The sequence below is a fragment of the uncultured Veillonella sp. genome, assembly GCF_900545205.1.
GTDB lineage: Bacteria > Bacillota > Negativicutes > Veillonellales > Veillonellaceae > Veillonella.
This window is the reverse complement of the sequence record NZ_UQYC01000039.1, coordinates 1-17,369: the sequence shown is the minus strand read 5'-3', so window position 1 is coordinate 17,369 and position 17,369 is coordinate 1. Positions and strand designations below refer to the sequence as shown.

At 40.4% G+C, this 17,369-nt stretch carries 15 protein-coding genes; 14 read left to right on the top strand and 1 reads right to left on the bottom strand.

Annotation, left to right across the window (positions count from 1 at the left end):
• From purC to QZR70_RS05445, 13 genes are all read left to right on the top strand, one after another.
• Nucleotides 1-684 (top strand): phosphoribosylaminoimidazolesuccinocarboxamide synthase (gene purC, locus QZR70_RS05505; RefSeq protein ID WP_295793652.1); only part of this gene is annotated, 684 nt, incomplete at its 5' end.
• Nucleotides 685-693: 9 nt separating this feature from the next.
• Nucleotides 694-2,112 (top strand): amidophosphoribosyltransferase, encoded by a 1,419-nt coding sequence (gene purF / locus QZR70_RS05500; RefSeq protein WP_295793649.1) that lies wholly within the window; start codon nt 694-696, stop codon nt 2,110-2,112.
• Nucleotides 2,099-3,160: a phosphoribosylformylglycinamidine cyclo-ligase gene (gene purM, locus QZR70_RS05495; protein WP_295793647.1), complete on the top strand. Its 1,062-nt coding sequence runs from the start codon at nt 2,099-2,101 to the stop codon at nt 3,158-3,160. The genes purF and purM overlap by 14 nt, the downstream gene beginning before the upstream one ends.
• Nucleotides 3,153-3,770: a phosphoribosylglycinamide formyltransferase gene (gene purN / locus QZR70_RS05490; RefSeq protein ID WP_295793645.1), complete on the top strand. Its 618-nt coding sequence runs from the start codon at nt 3,153-3,155 to the stop codon at nt 3,768-3,770. Before purM ends, purN begins: the two co-directional genes overlap by 8 nt.
• Nucleotides 3,771-3,794: 24 nt before the next feature.
• Entirely contained in the window at nt 3,795-5,324 is a 1,530-nt protein-coding gene (purH, locus tag QZR70_RS05485; protein WP_295793643.1) for a bifunctional phosphoribosylaminoimidazolecarboxamide formyltransferase/IMP cyclohydrolase, read from the top strand.
• A 92-nt stretch (nt 5,325-5,416) separates the two neighbouring features.
• Nucleotides 5,417-6,679, top strand: a complete 1,263-nt coding sequence (gene purD / locus QZR70_RS05480) for a phosphoribosylamine--glycine ligase (RefSeq protein ID WP_295793640.1) — start codon at nt 5,417-5,419, stop codon at nt 6,677-6,679.
• 298 nt (nt 6,680-6,977) lie between these two features.
• Complete coding sequence (locus QZR70_RS05475; protein WP_295793637.1) at nt 6,978-8,120, top strand: isochorismate synthase; 1,143 nt, start codon at nt 6,978-6,980, stop codon at nt 8,118-8,120.
• Nucleotides 8,121-8,159: 39 nt separating this feature from the next.
• Complete coding sequence (gene menD, locus QZR70_RS05470; protein WP_295793634.1) at nt 8,160-9,950, top strand: 2-succinyl-5-enolpyruvyl-6-hydroxy-3-cyclohexene-1-carboxylic-acid synthase; 1,791 nt, start codon at nt 8,160-8,162, stop codon at nt 9,948-9,950.
• Nucleotides 9,947-10,807, top strand: a complete 861-nt coding sequence (gene menH, locus QZR70_RS05465) for a 2-succinyl-6-hydroxy-2,4-cyclohexadiene-1-carboxylate synthase (RefSeq protein WP_295793632.1) — start codon at nt 9,947-9,949, stop codon at nt 10,805-10,807. Before menD ends, menH begins: the two co-directional genes overlap by 4 nt.
• 4 nt (nt 10,808-10,811) lie before the next feature.
• Nucleotides 10,812-11,654: a 1,4-dihydroxy-2-naphthoyl-CoA synthase gene (menB, locus tag QZR70_RS05460; RefSeq protein WP_005387880.1), complete on the top strand. Its 843-nt coding sequence runs from the start codon at nt 10,812-10,814 to the stop codon at nt 11,652-11,654.
• Between the two features lie 144 nt (nt 11,655-11,798).
• Complete coding sequence (gene menE, locus QZR70_RS05455; RefSeq protein ID WP_295793630.1) at nt 11,799-13,184, top strand: o-succinylbenzoate--CoA ligase; 1,386 nt, start codon at nt 11,799-11,801, stop codon at nt 13,182-13,184.
• 7 nt (nt 13,185-13,191) lie between these two features.
• On the top strand, nt 13,192-14,343 hold the full coding sequence (gene menC, locus QZR70_RS05450; protein ID WP_295793629.1) for an o-succinylbenzoate synthase: 1,152 nt from the start codon (nt 13,192-13,194) through the stop codon (nt 14,341-14,343).
• Entirely contained in the window at nt 14,340-14,717 is a 378-nt protein-coding gene (locus QZR70_RS05445) for a PaaI family thioesterase (protein ID WP_295793628.1), read from the top strand. Before menC ends, QZR70_RS05445 begins: the two co-directional genes overlap by 4 nt.
• A gap of 142 nt (nt 14,718-14,859) precedes the next feature.
• On the opposite strand, the gene QZR70_RS05440 is transcribed toward QZR70_RS05445, so the two are convergent.
• Nucleotides 14,860-15,477, bottom strand: a complete 618-nt coding sequence (locus QZR70_RS05440; RefSeq protein WP_295793626.1) for a hypothetical protein — start codon at nt 15,475-15,477, stop codon at nt 14,860-14,862.
• Nucleotides 15,478-15,734: 257 nt separating this feature from the next.
• On the opposite strand from QZR70_RS05440, the gene QZR70_RS05435 reads away from it, so the two are divergent.
• A complete protein-coding gene (locus tag QZR70_RS05435) occupies nt 15,735-16,949 on the top strand; it encodes an inverse autotransporter beta domain-containing protein (protein ID WP_295793624.1) in 1,215 nt (404 codons plus the stop codon).
• The last annotated feature ends 420 nt before the right edge of the window (nt 16,950-17,369 follow it).

Here is a 17,369-nt window from a genome sequence, read left to right as displayed (position 1 = left end):
AAAGCAAAACAAGTATACCAAACAGATAACAAAGATGAGTATATCGTTCATTACAAAGATGATGCTACTGCATTCAACGGTGAAAAACATGATACCATTCTTGGCAAAGGCGTATTGAACAATAAAATTTCTTCTTTCTTCTTTGAATTGTTGAAAAAAGAAGGTGTACCAACTCACTTTGTTCGTCGCGAAGATGATCGCAATCAAACAGTACTTACTTTGGATATCGTTCCTTTAGAAGTTATCGTTCGTAACATTGCAGCTGGCTCCATGGCTAAACGTTTTGGCATTGAAGAAGGTACTCCTCTTAAACATCCAATCCTTGAATTCTGCTACAAAAATGATGAATTAGGCGATCCATTTGCCAATGAATCCCAAATCACAGCACTTGGTTGGGCTACGCAAGAACAACTTGATGTAATTTCTACAATCACTTTAAAAGTAAATGATATTTTGAAAAAATTCTTGGCTACAAAAAATGTAACCCTTGTAGACTTTAAATTAGAATTTGGTACACACAATGGTGAAGTATTATTAGGTGATGAAATTTCTCCTGATACATGCCGTTTCTGGGATGCTACAACAGGTGAAAAACTCGACAAAGACCGCTTCCGTCGCGATCTTGGCAATATTGAAGAAGCATACAAGGAAATGTTATTCCGTCTTACTGGCGAACGCGCCTAAGGGGGCACAATGAACTACGATCCTGTTTTTGATAAATGGCATGAAGAGTGTGGTGTATTCGGTGTCTATGATAGAACCGTTGATGTAGCACGCTATGTATATTGGGGGCTCTTTGCACTTCAACACCGTGGCCAAGAAAGCGCGGGCATTGCCGTTACAGATGGTCATGATGTAGAACTAAAAAAAGGTATGGGCTTGTTGACTGAGGCCATTAAAGAACTACCATCCTTACCAAGCCATATGGGGACTGGTCATGTGCGGTACTCTACAACAGGTTCCAATAATCCGCGCAATATCCAACCGTTGGTAATTCACTATCAAGGTGGTCAAATTGCGGTAGCTCATAATGGGAACTTAACGAATGCCTTAGCCATTCGTAAACGTCTTGAAGCGGATGGTTCCATTTTTCAAACGACGATGGATTCCGAGGTTATCGTAAACCTCATTGCTCGTTCTAAAGCAGAAACGCAAGCGGAACGCATTGCTGATGCAGCCCGCCAAATTGAAGGGGCTTTCTCCTTAGTCATTACTACAAACGACTCTTTAGTAGGTGTACGCGACCCACAAGGCTTTAGACCTCTGTGCTTAGGGAAAACTGAAAATGGTTATGTTCTCTCTAGTGAAAGCTGTGCATTAGATGCCATAAAAGCCGAGTTTATTCGTCACATCGATCCAGGCGAAATGGTAATCATCGATGATTCAGGCGTGCGTAGCACTATTTATGCAGAACCAGAAAAAATTGATAAAAAGCTTTGTGTTTTTGAATACATCTATTTTGCACGTGGCGATAGTCATATTGATGGTCAATCGGTTTATCAATCCCGCCTCAATATGGGACGTGAGCTATATAACGAAACAAAATATGATGCAGATATTGTCATGTCTATTCCTGATTCTGGCACTACCGCTGCATTAGGCTATGCTCGTGCATCGGGCATACCTTTTGCAGAAGGGTTAGTGAAAAACCGATATAGCGGACGTACTTTCATTAAACCAAACCAAGAGGAACGGGAATTAGCTGTTCGCATGAAACTAAACCCACTACCTCATGTGGTAAGCGGTAAACGGATTGTACTCATCGATGACTCTATTGTACGTGGTACTACGAGTGGCATCATCGTTAAGATGCTAAAAGAAGCGGGTGCCAAAGAGGTGTACATGTGCGTTAGCTCTCCATCCATTGAGTACTCCTGTCACTATGGCATTGATACATCGGTGCGTAAAGAGCTCATTGCTGCTACACATACAGTAGATGAAATCAAAGACTATATTAATGCCGATAAATTACATTATTTATCTCGTGAAGGCTTATGTCGCGCTGTTTCTGATATAGCGCCTAATGACTTATGTTTTGCTTGCTTTAATGGTGATTACAGTGTAGAGGTTCCTGCGGAACAAGAGGAAGGGGTCAAATATGTGCTCGAATAAAACTAGTTTAACCTATCGCGATGCAGGCGTTGATATCGATGCAGGTAATCGTGCTGTAGAATTGATGAAGGAATCCGTGAAACGCACCTATACACCAGGTGTTGTTGGTGATTTAGGTGGTTTTGGGGGCCTCTATTCCTTAGCTGGTCACTCCATGTCTGATCCTATGCTAGTATCTGGTACAGATGGGGTAGGCACAAAATTACGCCTTGCTATCATGATGGATAAGCATGATACTATTGGCCAAGACTGCGTAGCTATGAGTGTTAACGATATTCTCGTACAAGGTGCTACGCCTCTATTCTTCCTCGACTACATTGCAGTTGGTAAACTTGATCCTGTGAAAGTAGCAGATATCGTGCGCGGTGTGGCAGAGGCTTGTGAAGAGTCTGGCTGTGCTTTACTGGGCGGTGAAACTGCTGAAATGGCGGGCTTTTACGATAACGATGATTACGATGTGGCTGGTTTTGCCGTTGGTATCGTTGATCGCCCTAAACTGATTACTGGTGAAAGCATCAAAGCGGGTGATGTCATTTTAGGTTTGCCATCTTCTGGCGTTCATTCCAATGGTTTCTCCTTGGTTCGTAAAATCGTATTCGACCACAAACAATTGTCTATCGATACAGATATCCCAGAGTTTGGTAAGACTTTAGGCGAAGAGTTGTTGACACCTACACGTTTATATCCAAAAGCTGTATTGCCGTTGATTGAACAAGAACTTGTAAAAGGCATGGTTCATATTACAGGCGGTGGTTTCTATGAAAACATTCCTCGCGTACTGCCAAAGGGTGTGACTGCAGAGATAGATGTTACAACATGGCCACGACTTCCTGTCTTTACGAAACTACAAGAATGGGGCAATGTAGCATGGCCTGAAATGTACCGTACTTTCAACATGGGCATTGGTATGATCCTCATAGTTGACCAAAACGATGTGGAAACGGTTACAGAAAATCTCGCGAGTCGTGGTGAAACCGTATACGAAATTGGCCGCATCGTAAGTAGTGATGGTCCTGTTGTCCTTAAAGGGGCTGAGTTTGATGTGTAATTCTAAAAAGCGGTTAGTTCTCTTTGCTAGCGGCCGTGGTTCCAATGGGGAAGCACTGTATAAGGCTATGGAAGAAGGCTATATTAACGGTGAATTTGTTGTCATTATTACAGATCATGGTGATGCCGGTATTGTAGAACGCTCCAAATCTTGGAATGTTCCACTCATTGTCATCGATCGTAGTGATTATGATTCTAAAGCCAGTTTTGAACAGGCTCAATTAGATGCCTTAGAGCCATATAAGGTGGACGGTATCGTATTGGCAGGCTATATGCGCATTGTAGGTGCTCCTTTGATAGAACGATATGAACATCGTATATTAAATATTCATCCTGCTCTGTTACCATCATTTCCAGGCCTTCATGGTCATCAACAAGCCATTGATGGAGGCGTAAAAATTACGGGGTGTACGGTACACTTTGTTGATGCCGGAATGGATACGGGGCCTATCATTATGCAGAATACGGTGCCTGTATTACCCGATGATACAAAGGATACTTTGAGTGATAGATTATTACCTATCGAACATAAAACGTATAAAGAGGCGTTGCGACTATTTTGTGAGGATAAGCTCACTATAAAAGGTCGTATTGTATATATTGAAGATTGATGTGTAAGCAAAGGAAGACGTTACATGATTAAAAATGCATTACTTAGTGTTTCTGATAAAACAGGTATTGTAGACTTTGCAAAGGGATTAGTTGAATTAGGTGTAACTATTTACTCCACAGGTGGGACCCTTAAGGCGATTACTGATGCAGGCATTGCAGCAAAAGCCGTAGAGTCTTTGACTGGTTTTCCTGAAATGATGGACGGCCGTGTAAAGACATTACATCCAAAGGTTCATGGTGGGATTTTGGCTATCCGCGACAATACGGAACATCAAAAAGCTATGGCAGATCATGGTATTGAACCAATCGATCTTGTGGTTGTCAATCTCTATCCATTCCGTGAAACCATTGCAAAACCAAATGTATCCTTAGAAAAAGCTATTGAAAATATCGATATCGGCGGTCCTACCATGGTGCGTTCTGCGGCGAAGAACCATGCGTATGTAGGCATTGTAGTAAATCCAAATCATTATGACGAAATCTTAGCAATGCTTAAAGAACATGGGGAATTGACTAAAGACTGTCGCTTTGGTCTAGCGAAAGAAGCCTTTGCTCATACTGCAGCCTATGACGTAGCTATTGCTAACTACATGAGCGGTATCTTAAATGAAGGTCCTACACCTCCAGAATATTTAAGTGCTTATGAAAAGGTAACAGACCTTCGCTATGGGGAAAATCCGCATCAAAAAGCGGCATTCTACAAAGAAATCGGCAAAGCTCATGGTATGGGGGCCTTGAAACAACTCCATGGCAAAGAGCTTTCCTATAACAACATCGTAGATATGGAAGCGGCTTGGAATATGGTGTGGGAGTTTACAGACCCTGCAGCATGTATTATTAAGCATACAAATCCTTGTGGTGCTGCAACAGCAGCTACATTGCATGATGCTTATGTAAATGCCTACGAAGCAGACTCCGTATCTGCCTTTGGTGGTATCGTGGCTTTAAACCGTGAAGTCGATGCAGCTACTGCAGGAGAAATGAGCAAAATTTTCTTAGAAGTCATTATGGCACCTGCTTTCACCAAGGACGCATTAGATATTCTTGAAGCGAAGAAGAATATTCGCCTCATCGAGTTATCTAAACCTGAGTCTGGCCAAGTAACAGTGAAAAAAGTCTCTGGTGGTCTATTGGTGCAAACAGAGGATGATATCCTAGAAGACCGCGCTCACTATAAAGTGGTTACGAAGGTACAACCAACAGAGGAACAATGGAAAGCCCTTGAATTTGCTTGGAAGCTTGTTAAACACGTAAAATCCAACGCTATTTTAATTTCTAATGAAAAACGTACCCTCGGTGTTGGGGCTGGTCAAATGAACCGCGTTGGCTCTGCAAAAATTGCTCTTGAACAAGCTGGTGAAGCCGCAAAAGGTGCCGTATTAGCTTCTGATGCATTCTTCCCGTTCGGCGATACTGTAGAAACAGCAGCAAAACATGGTATTGCAGCCATTATTCAACCAGGTGGATCCATTCGCGATGAAGAATCCATCAAAGCTGCTGACGAAGCAGGTATTGCTATGGTGTTTACAAGCATTCGCCACTTTAAACATTAATCGGTTGAGATATTTAGCTTATAGTTAAGCACAATTACTAACTATTTCTTCTACTATGAACTTGATGGCGTTTAGGCGCCGATGGAGGACTTATGAAAGTATGTGTAATCGGTAACGGCGGCCGCGAACATGCATTGGCATGGCGATTGTCCATCAGCCCTAGCGTAACAAAGGTATATGCCATTCCTGGTAGTGCGGCCATGTCAGATTGTGCAGAGCTAGTCGGCATTGATTGGCAGCGAAGCGATCATTTAATTCATTTTTTGAAAAATAATCACGTTGATTTAGTCGTTGTTGGTCCAGAAGCTCCCCTTGTAGCAGGACTAGCAGATGTACTCAATAAGGCAGGCATTCCTGTGTTTGGTCCATCTAAAGCGGCTGCTCAACTAGAAGGGTCTAAGGTATTTGCCAAAGACCTTATGAAAAAATACAACATTCCAACCGCTGCGTATGGTGTGTTCCACAAGGTTGATGAAGCAAAAGAATTTATCGCTCAAACAGGTGCTCCTATCGTGGTTAAAGCTGACGGCTTGGCGGCTGGTAAGGGCGTTGTAGTAGCGATGACCGTGGAAGAAGCGAATGCAGCTGTAGAAGATATGCTTAGCGGTAATCGCTTTGGTGAGGCCGGTAGCACCGTTGTTATTGAAGAATTCATGGAAGGTGAAGAGGCTAGCTTACTTGCCTTTGTAGATGGTAAGACTGTTGTGCCTATGATTGCTTCCCAAGATCATAAACGCATCTTTGATGGTGATAAAGGCCCTAATACTGGTGGCATGGGCACTTATGCACCAGCGCCAGTGCTTACCGATTCATTGCGTGATGAAGCGATGAAAACAATCTTAGAACCTATGGTGGCGGCTATGCAAAAAGAGGGTATGCCTTATGTAGGTTGTCTCTATGCAGGCCTTATGATTACGTCTCAAGGTCCTAAGGTTGTAGAATTTAATGCACGCTTTGGCGATCCAGAAACACAAGTTGTATTACCATTACTTGATAGCGATTTAGGTCAAATCATGATGGCTTGTGCCACAGGTACATTAACAGCTGATATGGTGAAATGGAAAGATTCCTCTGCTGCTTGTGTTATTCTTGCTTCTAAAGGATATCCTGAAACATCTTCCAAGGGTGATGTAATTCATGGTGATATTAAACAACATGATACAACCATCGTATTCCACTCTGGTACGAAACTCGTTGGAGACGAGTATGTGACCAATGGCGGTCGCGTGCTTGGCGTTGTAGGCCTTGGTAAAGACCTTAGAACAGCGCTCGATAGAGCTTATGGACGTATAGAACACATCGATTTTGAGGGTATGCAATATCGTACAGATATTGGGGCGAAAGCTTTCAAATAAACTAAAGGTCTTTTAAATCATGTAAACATGTATTTAAATAGTACAATAGCATTTCAAAATATAAAAACCTCTACATTTATGCATAGCGCATGTGGTGTAGAGGTTTTTATTTTCTACCTTTTAATGGGTACCTATGTTATAATAATGTAGACATGAAGAGGGCCCACCGACGTGTGATGGCGTTAGGCTCATCTCGAAAATTTTGAAATCTATTGATGGCGCCTAATGTGTAGAAGTACATCTCCTACATATTAGGTGTTTTTACTATAGTCTATTTTTTGTATAGCGGCATACAACTATGAAATATAACAAAGAACCGTTAAAACTGAATAGTCCGGTATCATTTTGGATGAATTTTCCCAATGAAGAACGTGTGTTTTGGGTGGATCGCCAAAGTGACCGCATCGTTGTGGGCGCTAAACGTCTAGCGACGGTTAAAGATGATGACGATCGCCATAATTATGCTTATGTATTTTATGGGGATACTTTTTTTGATACTGTAAAAGACCCTAAATGGTCTAATATGGGCCATGAAATGATTGCTTTTACCCATTATTACATCGTAGAAAATGGAGAGTCCTTCTATCTACATGCTGGTGAAAGTGTACCCATTGAGAATTATGAGGTGCCTCGAGTTCATCACAACTACAAGGAAACCAGTGATGATAAGGCGGATTGGAACCGATTAATGAATGCTATTGCTGATGGCATAAGCAGCGGTGAAATGACTAAGGTCGTCTCCTCTCGCGAGGTGGAATTCACTAGCGAAACACCATATAATGTGGCAAGTATTTTAGCTAATTTAGTCGATAATAATCCCAATTGCTTTATCTTTGGCTATGAAAAGGATGGGCGTACCTTTGTAGGGGCATCGCCAGAAATTTTAGTGCGCCACCGTGGTAGTGAAATACTTAGCTATGCACTAGCTGGAACAGCCCCAAAGGATGGTCCTAAAGCGTGGACTAAGGAACAATTATTAACTAATACAAAAAATATCGTTGAACATAATATTGTTCGTGACCGTATCGTGAATACAATGAAACAAATTACTCCAGATGTTACGGTGGGGGAAACCGGTATTATGGAGTTATCTCACCTCTATCATTTGCGTACCATAATTACCGCAAAGGATAGTACAAAATCTCTTGTGGAATGGGCCAAATTATTACATCCTACGCCAGCCCTTGGTGGTGAACCTCGAGAAAAGGCTCTAGCCTTATTACAAGAGTATGAAGCCCATGAGCGCGGTATGTACGCAGCACCTTTTGGCTTTATGAAAGATATGGGGGACGGCATCGTTGTGGTTGCTATTCGATCTGCTCTTATTATGGATAATGTATTGTATGCCTATGCAGGATGTGGCGTTGTAGCCGATTCTGATGCGGATGAAGAATACGCTGAAACTAATAATAAAATGCGCACCATTCTTGATGCTTTATAATTGTTTCCGTACCTCTAGGGGTGTTTGAAAGGGAATATAATGAATGAATATATTGCTGCCTTGGTAGACGAGTTCTACCAACTCGGCGTCCGTCATGCGGTGTTTAGCCCTGGTTCTCGTTCTACGACGATGGCCATGCTGTTCAAGGAGCATGAAGGATTTGAAACCTATATGAATATAGATGAGCGCTCTGCTAGTTTTATGGCTCTTGGCATTGCAAAGGCTCATAAAGAACCAACTGTACTCGTATGTACTTCTGGTTCTGCTGTGGCCCATTATTTGCCAGCTGTTTTGGAAGCTCAATATAGCGGGGTACCGCTCATTGTACTATCTGCTGATAGACCTCATACATTATTGCATGTAGGGGCTCCTCAGACTGTAGATCAACATAAAATCTTTGGTACTGCTGTAAACTACTATGAAGAATTAGCAGTGCCTCAAGAATCTCATTACTATACATATCCTCGCCAAGTAGCGCGTAAAGCGTATATGAAAGCGATGGATACGAAAAAAGGGCCAGTCCATATTAATGTGCCTCTCTTTGAACCATTGGTACCGGAATTGAGCCGTAACCATTTTGAGGCTGGACGTAGCTCCTTTAAAGTGGTTAAACCAAACTATGGTAGTGTATTTGACTGTCGCCATGAAAATGATTTGACTCATATTAATACTGCTACTGATATTGCTGATAGTCCTATTAGTAAAGAAAAGACTGATAATTTACTAGAAAAATATGACCGTATCCTTATCCTAGCAGGCCCACAGATTGATATAGATGAAGCTAATACGATTCGTTCCTTTGGGGAGGCTTTACAAGCCCCTATTTTGGCTGATCCATTGTCTAATGTAAGACGATGTTATAACTCGGCAGATAATCAAAGCAATAAAGAGGGGATTGATACTAATAATGTTGTTATCTCTACGTATGATGCGTTGTTAGCAGAGCAAGCTCTTTGGCATGAGTTAAAACCAGATTGTGTAATTCAGTTTGGCCAAATCGTTGTATCTAAACGTGTACAACAGATGATTGCTAGCTGGACTGATGTGGAGTATATCGAGGTAAATCCTACGATGGACTCCATGAACCCAACAGGTAAAACTACCATGCATGTGCAAGCTAGCATTGATGTATTTACACATTTGTATGGCAAAAATAATAGCTATGATACGTACTTAAAAATATGGCAACGGCTAGATCAAGAGGGTAAAAAGCAACTAAGTACAGCTATCGATGAGCCTCATTGCTTTGAAGGTCGAACCATACGCGAGTTACAAGAACACATCCCAGAAGATGGACAAATTTTTGTTGCCAACAGTATGACGATTCGCGATTTTGATTACTTCTGGTTCAGTGGAGAATCTAAGGCGGTTCTTTACGGTAATCGAGGTGTCAATGGTATTGATGGCACTATTTCTACGGCTCTAGGACTGGCAACAAATGGTAAACCTACATATCTAGTGACAGGGGATTTATCCTTGTTCCATGATTTGAATGGCTTGGCGGTAGCGAAAACCCATAATTTAAACTTAACTATTATTTTGCATAATAATGATGGCGGCGGTATTTTTGAATACTTACCTCAAAAGGGGACAAAGCATTTTGACTACTTGTTCTCTACATCACAAGGTTTAGATTACAGTGGGGCTGCAAAACTCTATGGTTGTGGCTATACTAAAATCTCCAGCCCCGATGAGTTGAGTTCTGTATTGGCTAATGTTAGTCAAGAAACAGGCGTTCATATCATTGAAATTCCTACAAATAGGGAATATAGCAGAGAATTGCATAAGAAATATACGAAGGTTTCAGTTGATATGGAGGCATTACTATGAGTCAGTATTTTTGCAGTATTGTAGATAATGCTTTATGCAATCCAGCTCAGCGCATGTACTTTGACTTAGGGGAATACCGCTATGGTTTGACTGTAGTTGGCGATGGGGAACCTATCGTGTGTCTCCACGGTTTCTCCGAATCGAGCTACACTTGGGACGCTATTAATCTGCCTGGATATCGATTGGTCCGTATCGATTTGATAGGTCATGGTGATTCAGATATTCCTGACGAGGAACAGGCTTACACAATCCCTCAAATGATAGAGGACTTGCATACGGTTATTTATCATATGGTTGGCAACAGCTATTACCTCATGGGCTATTCCATGGGGGCCCGTATAGCGCTTTCCTATGCTTTGGAATATGAAAGTGAAATCAAAGGGCTTATCCTTGAAAGTGGCTCTCTAGGGATTGCTTCAGAGGCTGAACGAGCAGAACGACGCAAGGACGATGAAGAATTAGCTCACCAAATCGAACATAACGATGGTTCTTGGTTTGCTTCCCGTTGGGCGGAGGCTCCTATTTTTGAAAGTCAAAAGCAGCTTTTACCAGCGGTCATTGAATTAATTCATTTACGTCGTGCCCATAATAGTCCGTACGCATTAGCGTGTACCCTTCGTGGGTCCGGACAAGGTGTTATGACATATATAGGTGATCAGTTAGAAAAATTATCATGTAAAGGCCTATATGTGAGTGGCGCATTAGATACAAAATATACTACAATAGGAAGAGATGTATTTGGCAAGTTGCCAAACTTTAAACATGTCGTCGTCGAAGGGGCGGGACATAATGTACATATAGAAAAACCGCAGGCCTTTGAACAAGCGGTATTAGATTTTTTACATAAGAAAGGTTAAGTCCATGAGCAAATTTGATTGGAAAGTATTGGATCGTAATTATGAAGATGTAATTTACGAAACATATAATGGCATTGCAAAGATTACTATTAATCGCCCACAGGTACGTAACGCGTTCCGTCCTAAAACTGTTATGGAGTTAATCGATGCTTTCACAGTAGCTCGTGAAGATAACGAAGTAGGCGTAATCGTATTGACTGGTGCAAACCACGGTCAAGGTGAAGATAAAGAAGCATTCTGCTCCGGTGGTGACCAAAGCGTACGCGGTCATGGTGGCTATGTAGGTGAAGATAATGTACCTCGCTTGAACGTTCTTGATTTACAACGTTTGATTCGCGTTATCCCAAAACCTGTAATTGCTATGGTTAATGGCTTTGCTATCGGTGGCGGCCATGTATTGCACATCGTGTGTGACCTTACCATCGCTTCTGAAAATGCTAAATTTGGTCAAACAGGTCCTCGCGTGGGTTCCTTCGACGCTGGTTACGGTGCAGGTTACTTGGCTCGCATGATCGGTCATAAACGCGCTCGTGAAGTATGGTTCCTTTGCCGTCAATACACAGCTGCTCAAGCTTATGAAATGGGCATGGTTAACTGTGTTGTACCATTCGACAAATTGGAAGAAGAAACAGTTCAATGGTGTAACGAAATTCTTGAATTGTCCCCAATGGCATTGCGTATGTTGAAAGGTGCCTTCAACGCCGATACAGACGGTCTTGCAGGTTTACAACAATTTGCAGGCGATGCAACATTGATGTACTACACAATCGATGAAGCAAAAGAAGGTCGTGACGCATTTAAAGAAAAACGTAAACCGAACTTCAAACAATTCCCTAAATTCCCTTAATCGGAACGTATTACGAGTCCATTATTAGGATGGGATGTATTGTAAAAACGACAAGTGCGCCTCTATATGAGGCGCCTTTCTTGTAATATCTGTGGTTATTAATTATTAATTATAAGGCATTATCTTTAGACACGAGGTGAGACGATGGAATGGTTACGGTATGGTGCACAGCACTATCCTAATCGCATATGTATAAATGAATATACCTATAACGATATATATGGCGGTGTGCTTCATGTGGCTAGTGAATTGATACATCTTGAAAGCTCCCGTGTAGCTATTTTATCGGACAACTCTGTTACTATGGCGATTTATGTACTGGCAGCTATGCTAGCTCATAAAGAGGTATTGCTGCTGAATGTACATCTTAAGCCCAATGAGATAGAAAACCAATTGAAACAATTAGGTGTTACTACCGTATTACATAGTAAAGAACGTCGTAATCAACTGACTAGCTCACTACGTGCCATTGAGTTTGAGCCTTTAGAATCCATTCTATCTAATCTGAATTTAGAGGACACTTTTGATTGGAAATTTGATGATGCAGACATTGCGGCCATTATGAACACTAGCGCTACAACAGGTCAGTTTAAATCGGTACCACTTCGATGGGGGCAAATTAGAGCTCATGTACAAGCGTCTCAAGAGGTGCTAGGTAAAACTGACCAAGATAATTGGCTTATGGTATTACCCTTGTTCCATGTCAGTGGATTATCTATTTTGATGCGGTCACTGTATAATGGAACGGCTATCACTATATTGCCTAAATACGATGAGGAAAAGGTTTTAGAACTCATTGAGACCGAGAAAATCAATATGATGTCTCTCGTGCCTACAATTTTGACTCAATTAGAACCGAAGATTACACATCATACATTACGTGTTATCTTGCTTGGCGGCGAGTTCATTCCTATGGCGCTTATTGATGCGTGTGAAAAGAAATCGTTACCAATTTATAAGACCTATGGCATGACTGAAACCTTTAGTCAAAGTGTGACCTTCTCCGTATTGGATTACCCTCATAAACGAGATTCTGTAGGTAAACCATTACCTGGAATGCAGGTTCGCATCGATAACCCTGATGCAGATGGAGTAGGGGAAATCCATTTGACTGGTCCTATGGTTATGACTGGGTATATCGACAAGGAACCTATCAACGGTGATCTTAATACAGACGATATTGGCTATGTTGATGAAGATGGCTTTGTATATATTCTGAATCGCCGCAAAGACCTTATTATCTCTGGTGGTGAAAATATTTATCCTAAGGAATTAGAGGACCTAGTCTATACATTGCCCGCGGTGAAGGAATGTGCCGTAGTACCTGTATCTGATCCTAAATGGGGGCAAGTACCAGCGCTATTTGTAGCCTTTCATGATGGTGAAAGTATGACGGCCGATGAGATTTTATCGTTTATGACCTCTTTATTGGCAAAGTATAAAATCCCTAAATATGTAAGAATTTTGCCTGTATTGCCTCGTAATGGCACTGGTAAAATTGTGCGTAATGAACTGCGTTTAGAAGATTGAGGCGCTTATGAATGATATTTTAAATTTTAAAAGCATAACTACATATCGCCTTAAACTACCGATGAAGTTTAATTTTAAAACCGCCAAGGGTGAGGTAAAAGAACGAGAAACCATTATCATCCGCATTGAGGACCAACAAGGTTATGTAGGTTATGGGGAATGTGTGGCTTTCACAGATCCATTCTATACGGCGGAAACTGTAGATACATGTTGGAAAAAATTGGTGGATGATTATATATTTAATCTCCGCTTGATGCGGCCTAAACCGCTTATGACCTATGTACGGCAGTTGCAATTCTGGCTCAATCGAGATCATATGCCGATGACCATTGCTGCTGTAGAAAATGCCCTTATTAATCTTCATTGTGAAAGACTTGGTGTAAATTCTGTTGCCTATATTATGGGGCAGCCCTTACAAGATACCATTGAAAGTGGCGTTGTCATCGGTGATGTACCAATAGAACAATTGTTAGAGGCCGTAGAAGCTCATGTGGCAAATGGTTGTAAGCGCATTAAGTTAAAGGTAAATCCCACAGATGGCTATGAACGAGTATCTCTCGTCCGCAAGCAGTATCCAAACTTAGTCTTAGCTGCTGATGCGAACCAAAGCTATTCGTATGACGACATCGATAAGGTTCGTCAATTTAACGATTTGAATTTAGCCTGCATAGAAGAACCTTTTGCTATGACGACACTCCAATCCTATAAGGAATGGAAGTGGGAACGTCTTAACAATGATGATTGGAACATTGAAACCCCTATCTGTTTAGATGAATCTATATTAGGCTATGATGATTTATCCTATGCTATTGAATATGGCCTAATTGATGTACTAAATATAAAAGTAGGCCGCATGGGTGGTCTTGTGCCAACGAAGGCAGCTATTAATCTCTGTAGAGAAAGTCGTATTCCGTATTGGATTGGTAGCATGGTAGAGTCTGGCGTTTCTAAAATGCTTCATGCTCAACTAGCTGCACTAGGGGATTCCTATATGGCAGGGGATTTATCGGGTTCTAATAGATACTTTGAACGAGACCTAATCTACCCGGACTTAACATTTAAAGATGGTGTTATGCACGTACCTGATGGTGATGGCTTAGGTGTAACTGTTTTTGATGATAGATTAGAAGCGTATTGCATGGAGAAACGAATACTATGAATTTGATTGAATCTTTACAAATTGAAAAGCCTCACATGACAAGTGATACCACATGTGTGGCAAAAATGAACTTAGGCGACTTTCATAAGCAACCGCAAGGTTACCTAAATGGAGGGGCGACTTTAGCCTTTGCAGAAATTGCAGCGGGAATGATGAGTAACGAACTCATAGGTTCTGATAAATTTGGCGTAGGTCAATCTATTACAGCTAACCACTTGCGTCCTGTACGATGTGAAGGCACTTTAACAGCCCATGGTACACTATTGGTGAAAGGGAAAACCTCACATGTGTGGCGCTTTGATATGAAGGATGATGCAGAACGACTCATCTCACAAGTGACCGTAACATTAGCCATTGTGGACTTTGATCGGTAATAGATAATAAGTAATAGCTAAAAAATAAGTAATAGTCAATAGATAACGATAAAAGGACAGTAAATACTATGTTAGTATCTACTGTCCCTTTTTAGGTTCTTTATACGTTAATAACTACTTATTGTTTATTACGTTTTACTTGCTATTTACGAGTCACTGTATACAAATCTTCCATATCTGGAATATCATAAATAACCCATGTGCCATCGCCTAAATGACGCATCAAAACTCGTATATCTTTTGTCATATTCTTTTTGTTATTTTGGATTGTTACTGTTACGGTAGCCGTATCTCCATCGTCTTCAGACTTGATGTTTTTAACCTCTACATCATGCTCTTTGAAGAGGCGGCCGTCTACAAGGCGATCGACCATGGACATGTTGTCATCACTTTGAGCAGTGTTGTTAGTGTCTGTTGTAGCTGACTGTGACTTAAAGCTATCTGGATCTTCGATGTATTTTCGCATCACATCTTCGATTAAAGATGGACCAAATGTCTTAGCTGCTGCAATAGTTGCTTTACCAAATGGATTAGATGTATCTATATATTTGTTGCCTTCTCGTTCTAAGATATTTTTTACAATAGATTTTGTATCTATATGGCGTAAAGCTTCATCGGCATCTTTATCTTGTACAGCTTGATGAATAATTTTTAGCGTATAGGCTGGTGTGTGGGGAATGTACCACATGAAATACCATGCTGCTGCTAAAGCACCTACAATAGCAATAATTAAGATAGTTATAAGTGATTTTGATTTCATTGTATTGCTCCAAAGTATTTTATATTACATTCTTATTATTTATATAATATATATTTATTTTATCATAGTCAAAGACGATTCACTATAACTATTGATTAGTAATACTTAAAACAGTCGAACTTTCAAATATATGTACTAATAAACTATAGAGAATATATATGCTATAAAGTGGATAGTATATATTATTGCTTTAGCTAACTAAAGAATATATAATAAAAGTATCTTTCATGAAAATTTCACATAAAGAAGGGGAGACTATGGTTAGTAAAAAGGTTATTATTAAATCTTTAGTATGTACAGCATTGACATGTAGTTTTGCTACATGCGCATTAGCAGCAGATAAAGATAATGGAGAAAAAGTTCAATCAAGCTGGATGGATCGTACTGATATTGGTATTGGTTTTAAAGGAAGCCAGGAAGATTCCTATCATGATTATGCAATGCCTAATAAGCAGATGACTGATAATAATCTAAGCTATGATACACGATTTCATTACCGGAATCATAACTCTAAGCAGAAAGTGAATGTACAGTATTTTATAGAGACATTACAACCTATAAAACAATATGGTAAAGATGGCAAATCCGTGGTGTTTGTACAAGGTCGATTAGATGGTAATGGTGGCGAAAAAATTTCCACTAGTGCATATTGGAATGGTCCTGACGCATATGGGAGCCTGGCTGATGTTCAACAGTATTATATTGATAAAGGTGAAGAAGTAAAACATGATAATCTTGGCCTGGTCGGTACTGCTGGTGTTGGCTATCGTCGTCTTAGTACACATGAACACGCTTACGTCGGCGCTAATGTATTTTATGATTATGCTTTTAAGGATAAATTTTCTCGCGTTAGTGCAGGCTTAGAATATGTAGCTGGTCTAAATACGATTAGTGTCAACGTATACCGTGGACTATCAGAAAAAAAGGTGGGGCCATATCAATTTAACACACCTTTACGTCAAGTGCCGCGAGCAATAGATTTCCATGATAGCCTTAGTACACCACCTGATGGGATTCATTCTACACCTCGATATTCTTATGAACATGTATTGGATGGCTTTGATATACGGTATACACGTGATTATAAGAATGCTCGTTGGCTATCTAGTTATGTGGAAGGATATCATTGGAAAACAAAAGCACCAGGAGAACAGCCAACAGAGATGTTCTATATTGACCAACATAAGTGGCAATCTATACATGGATTAAAGGTAGGCGCTAAAATGAATGTGACGCCGCATATTTCTGTAGATTTAGGACTTGGTAAAAGTAATATTAGTTCTGTAGAACCTTATGTATCAGTTATGTACACATTGGGTAAATCTCGATATGCGTACTTCGGTGGTAAGCATAGTGAAAATGTGATGACCACTGCACGTTCTAAGGTATTCGATAAGGTCAAACGTGGTGATATGAAGGTTGAGTATTATTGGGAACAAGATTTGCGTGATGGTCCTTGGGATCATTTATAATTTGTATCATACTTGTAAAAATACCATAATAAACAATTTTATATAATTATGTTGAAATTGGTACCTAGTTTTTGTTAAAGAAATTTAGGTGCCAATTTTATTATTATCCTTAAGCTGGTTCTTAAGATAGTCACAAATCAAAAAAAGTATCCGTTTTACAGGCGTTTTTGATTTCTGTAATTATAGGTATAATTTGTAGTATATTCAAGCATACTAAATATAAATGGCTAATATTTGCGATTTTTAATAGATAGTTCCTAATTTCATATATTTTGGAAAAATTCATCAAAAAATTAGAAAAAAGTACTTGCATTAGTGGGTTACCTCATGTTAATATATACGAGTAGTCAACGAGAGTTGATACGCGGCCCCGTGGTGTAGCGGTTAACATGTCGCCCTGTCACGGCGAAGATCGTCAGT

Bases quoted from the DNA above. Each gene is read 5' to 3' on its own strand.
- menH (WP_295793632.1), top strand. From the start codon at position 9,947: ATGAGTCAGTATTTTTGCAGTATTGTAGATAATGCTTTATGCAATCCA.
- purN (WP_295793645.1), top strand. From the start codon at position 3,153: ATGTGTAATTCTAAAAAGCGGTTAGTTCTCTTTGCTAGCGGCCGTGGT.
- purH (WP_295793643.1), top strand. From the start codon at position 3,795: ATGATTAAAAATGCATTACTTAGTGTTTCTGATAAAACAGGTATTGTA.
- menC (WP_295793629.1), top strand. From the start codon at position 13,192: ATGAATGATATTTTAAATTTTAAAAGCATAACTACATATCGCCTTAAA.
- purF (WP_295793649.1), top strand. From the start codon at position 694: ATGAACTACGATCCTGTTTTTGATAAATGGCATGAAGAGTGTGGTGTA.
- menB (WP_005387880.1), top strand. From the start codon at position 10,812: ATGAGCAAATTTGATTGGAAAGTATTGGATCGTAATTATGAAGATGTA.
- QZR70_RS05440 (WP_295793626.1), bottom strand. From the start codon at position 15,477: ATGAAATCAAAATCACTTATAACTATCTTAATTATTGCTATTGTAGGT.
- purD (WP_295793640.1), top strand. From the start codon at position 5,417: ATGAAAGTATGTGTAATCGGTAACGGCGGCCGCGAACATGCATTGGCA.
- QZR70_RS05445 (WP_295793628.1), top strand. From the start codon at position 14,340: ATGAATTTGATTGAATCTTTACAAATTGAAAAGCCTCACATGACAAGT.
- menD (WP_295793634.1), top strand. From the start codon at position 8,160: ATGAATGAATATATTGCTGCCTTGGTAGACGAGTTCTACCAACTCGGC.
- QZR70_RS05475 (WP_295793637.1), top strand. From the start codon at position 6,978: ATGAAATATAACAAAGAACCGTTAAAACTGAATAGTCCGGTATCATTT.
- QZR70_RS05435 (WP_295793624.1), top strand. From the start codon at position 15,735: ATGGTTAGTAAAAAGGTTATTATTAAATCTTTAGTATGTACAGCATTG.
- menE (WP_295793630.1), top strand. From the start codon at position 11,799: ATGGAATGGTTACGGTATGGTGCACAGCACTATCCTAATCGCATATGT.
- purM (WP_295793647.1), top strand. From the start codon at position 2,099: ATGTGCTCGAATAAAACTAGTTTAACCTATCGCGATGCAGGCGTTGAT.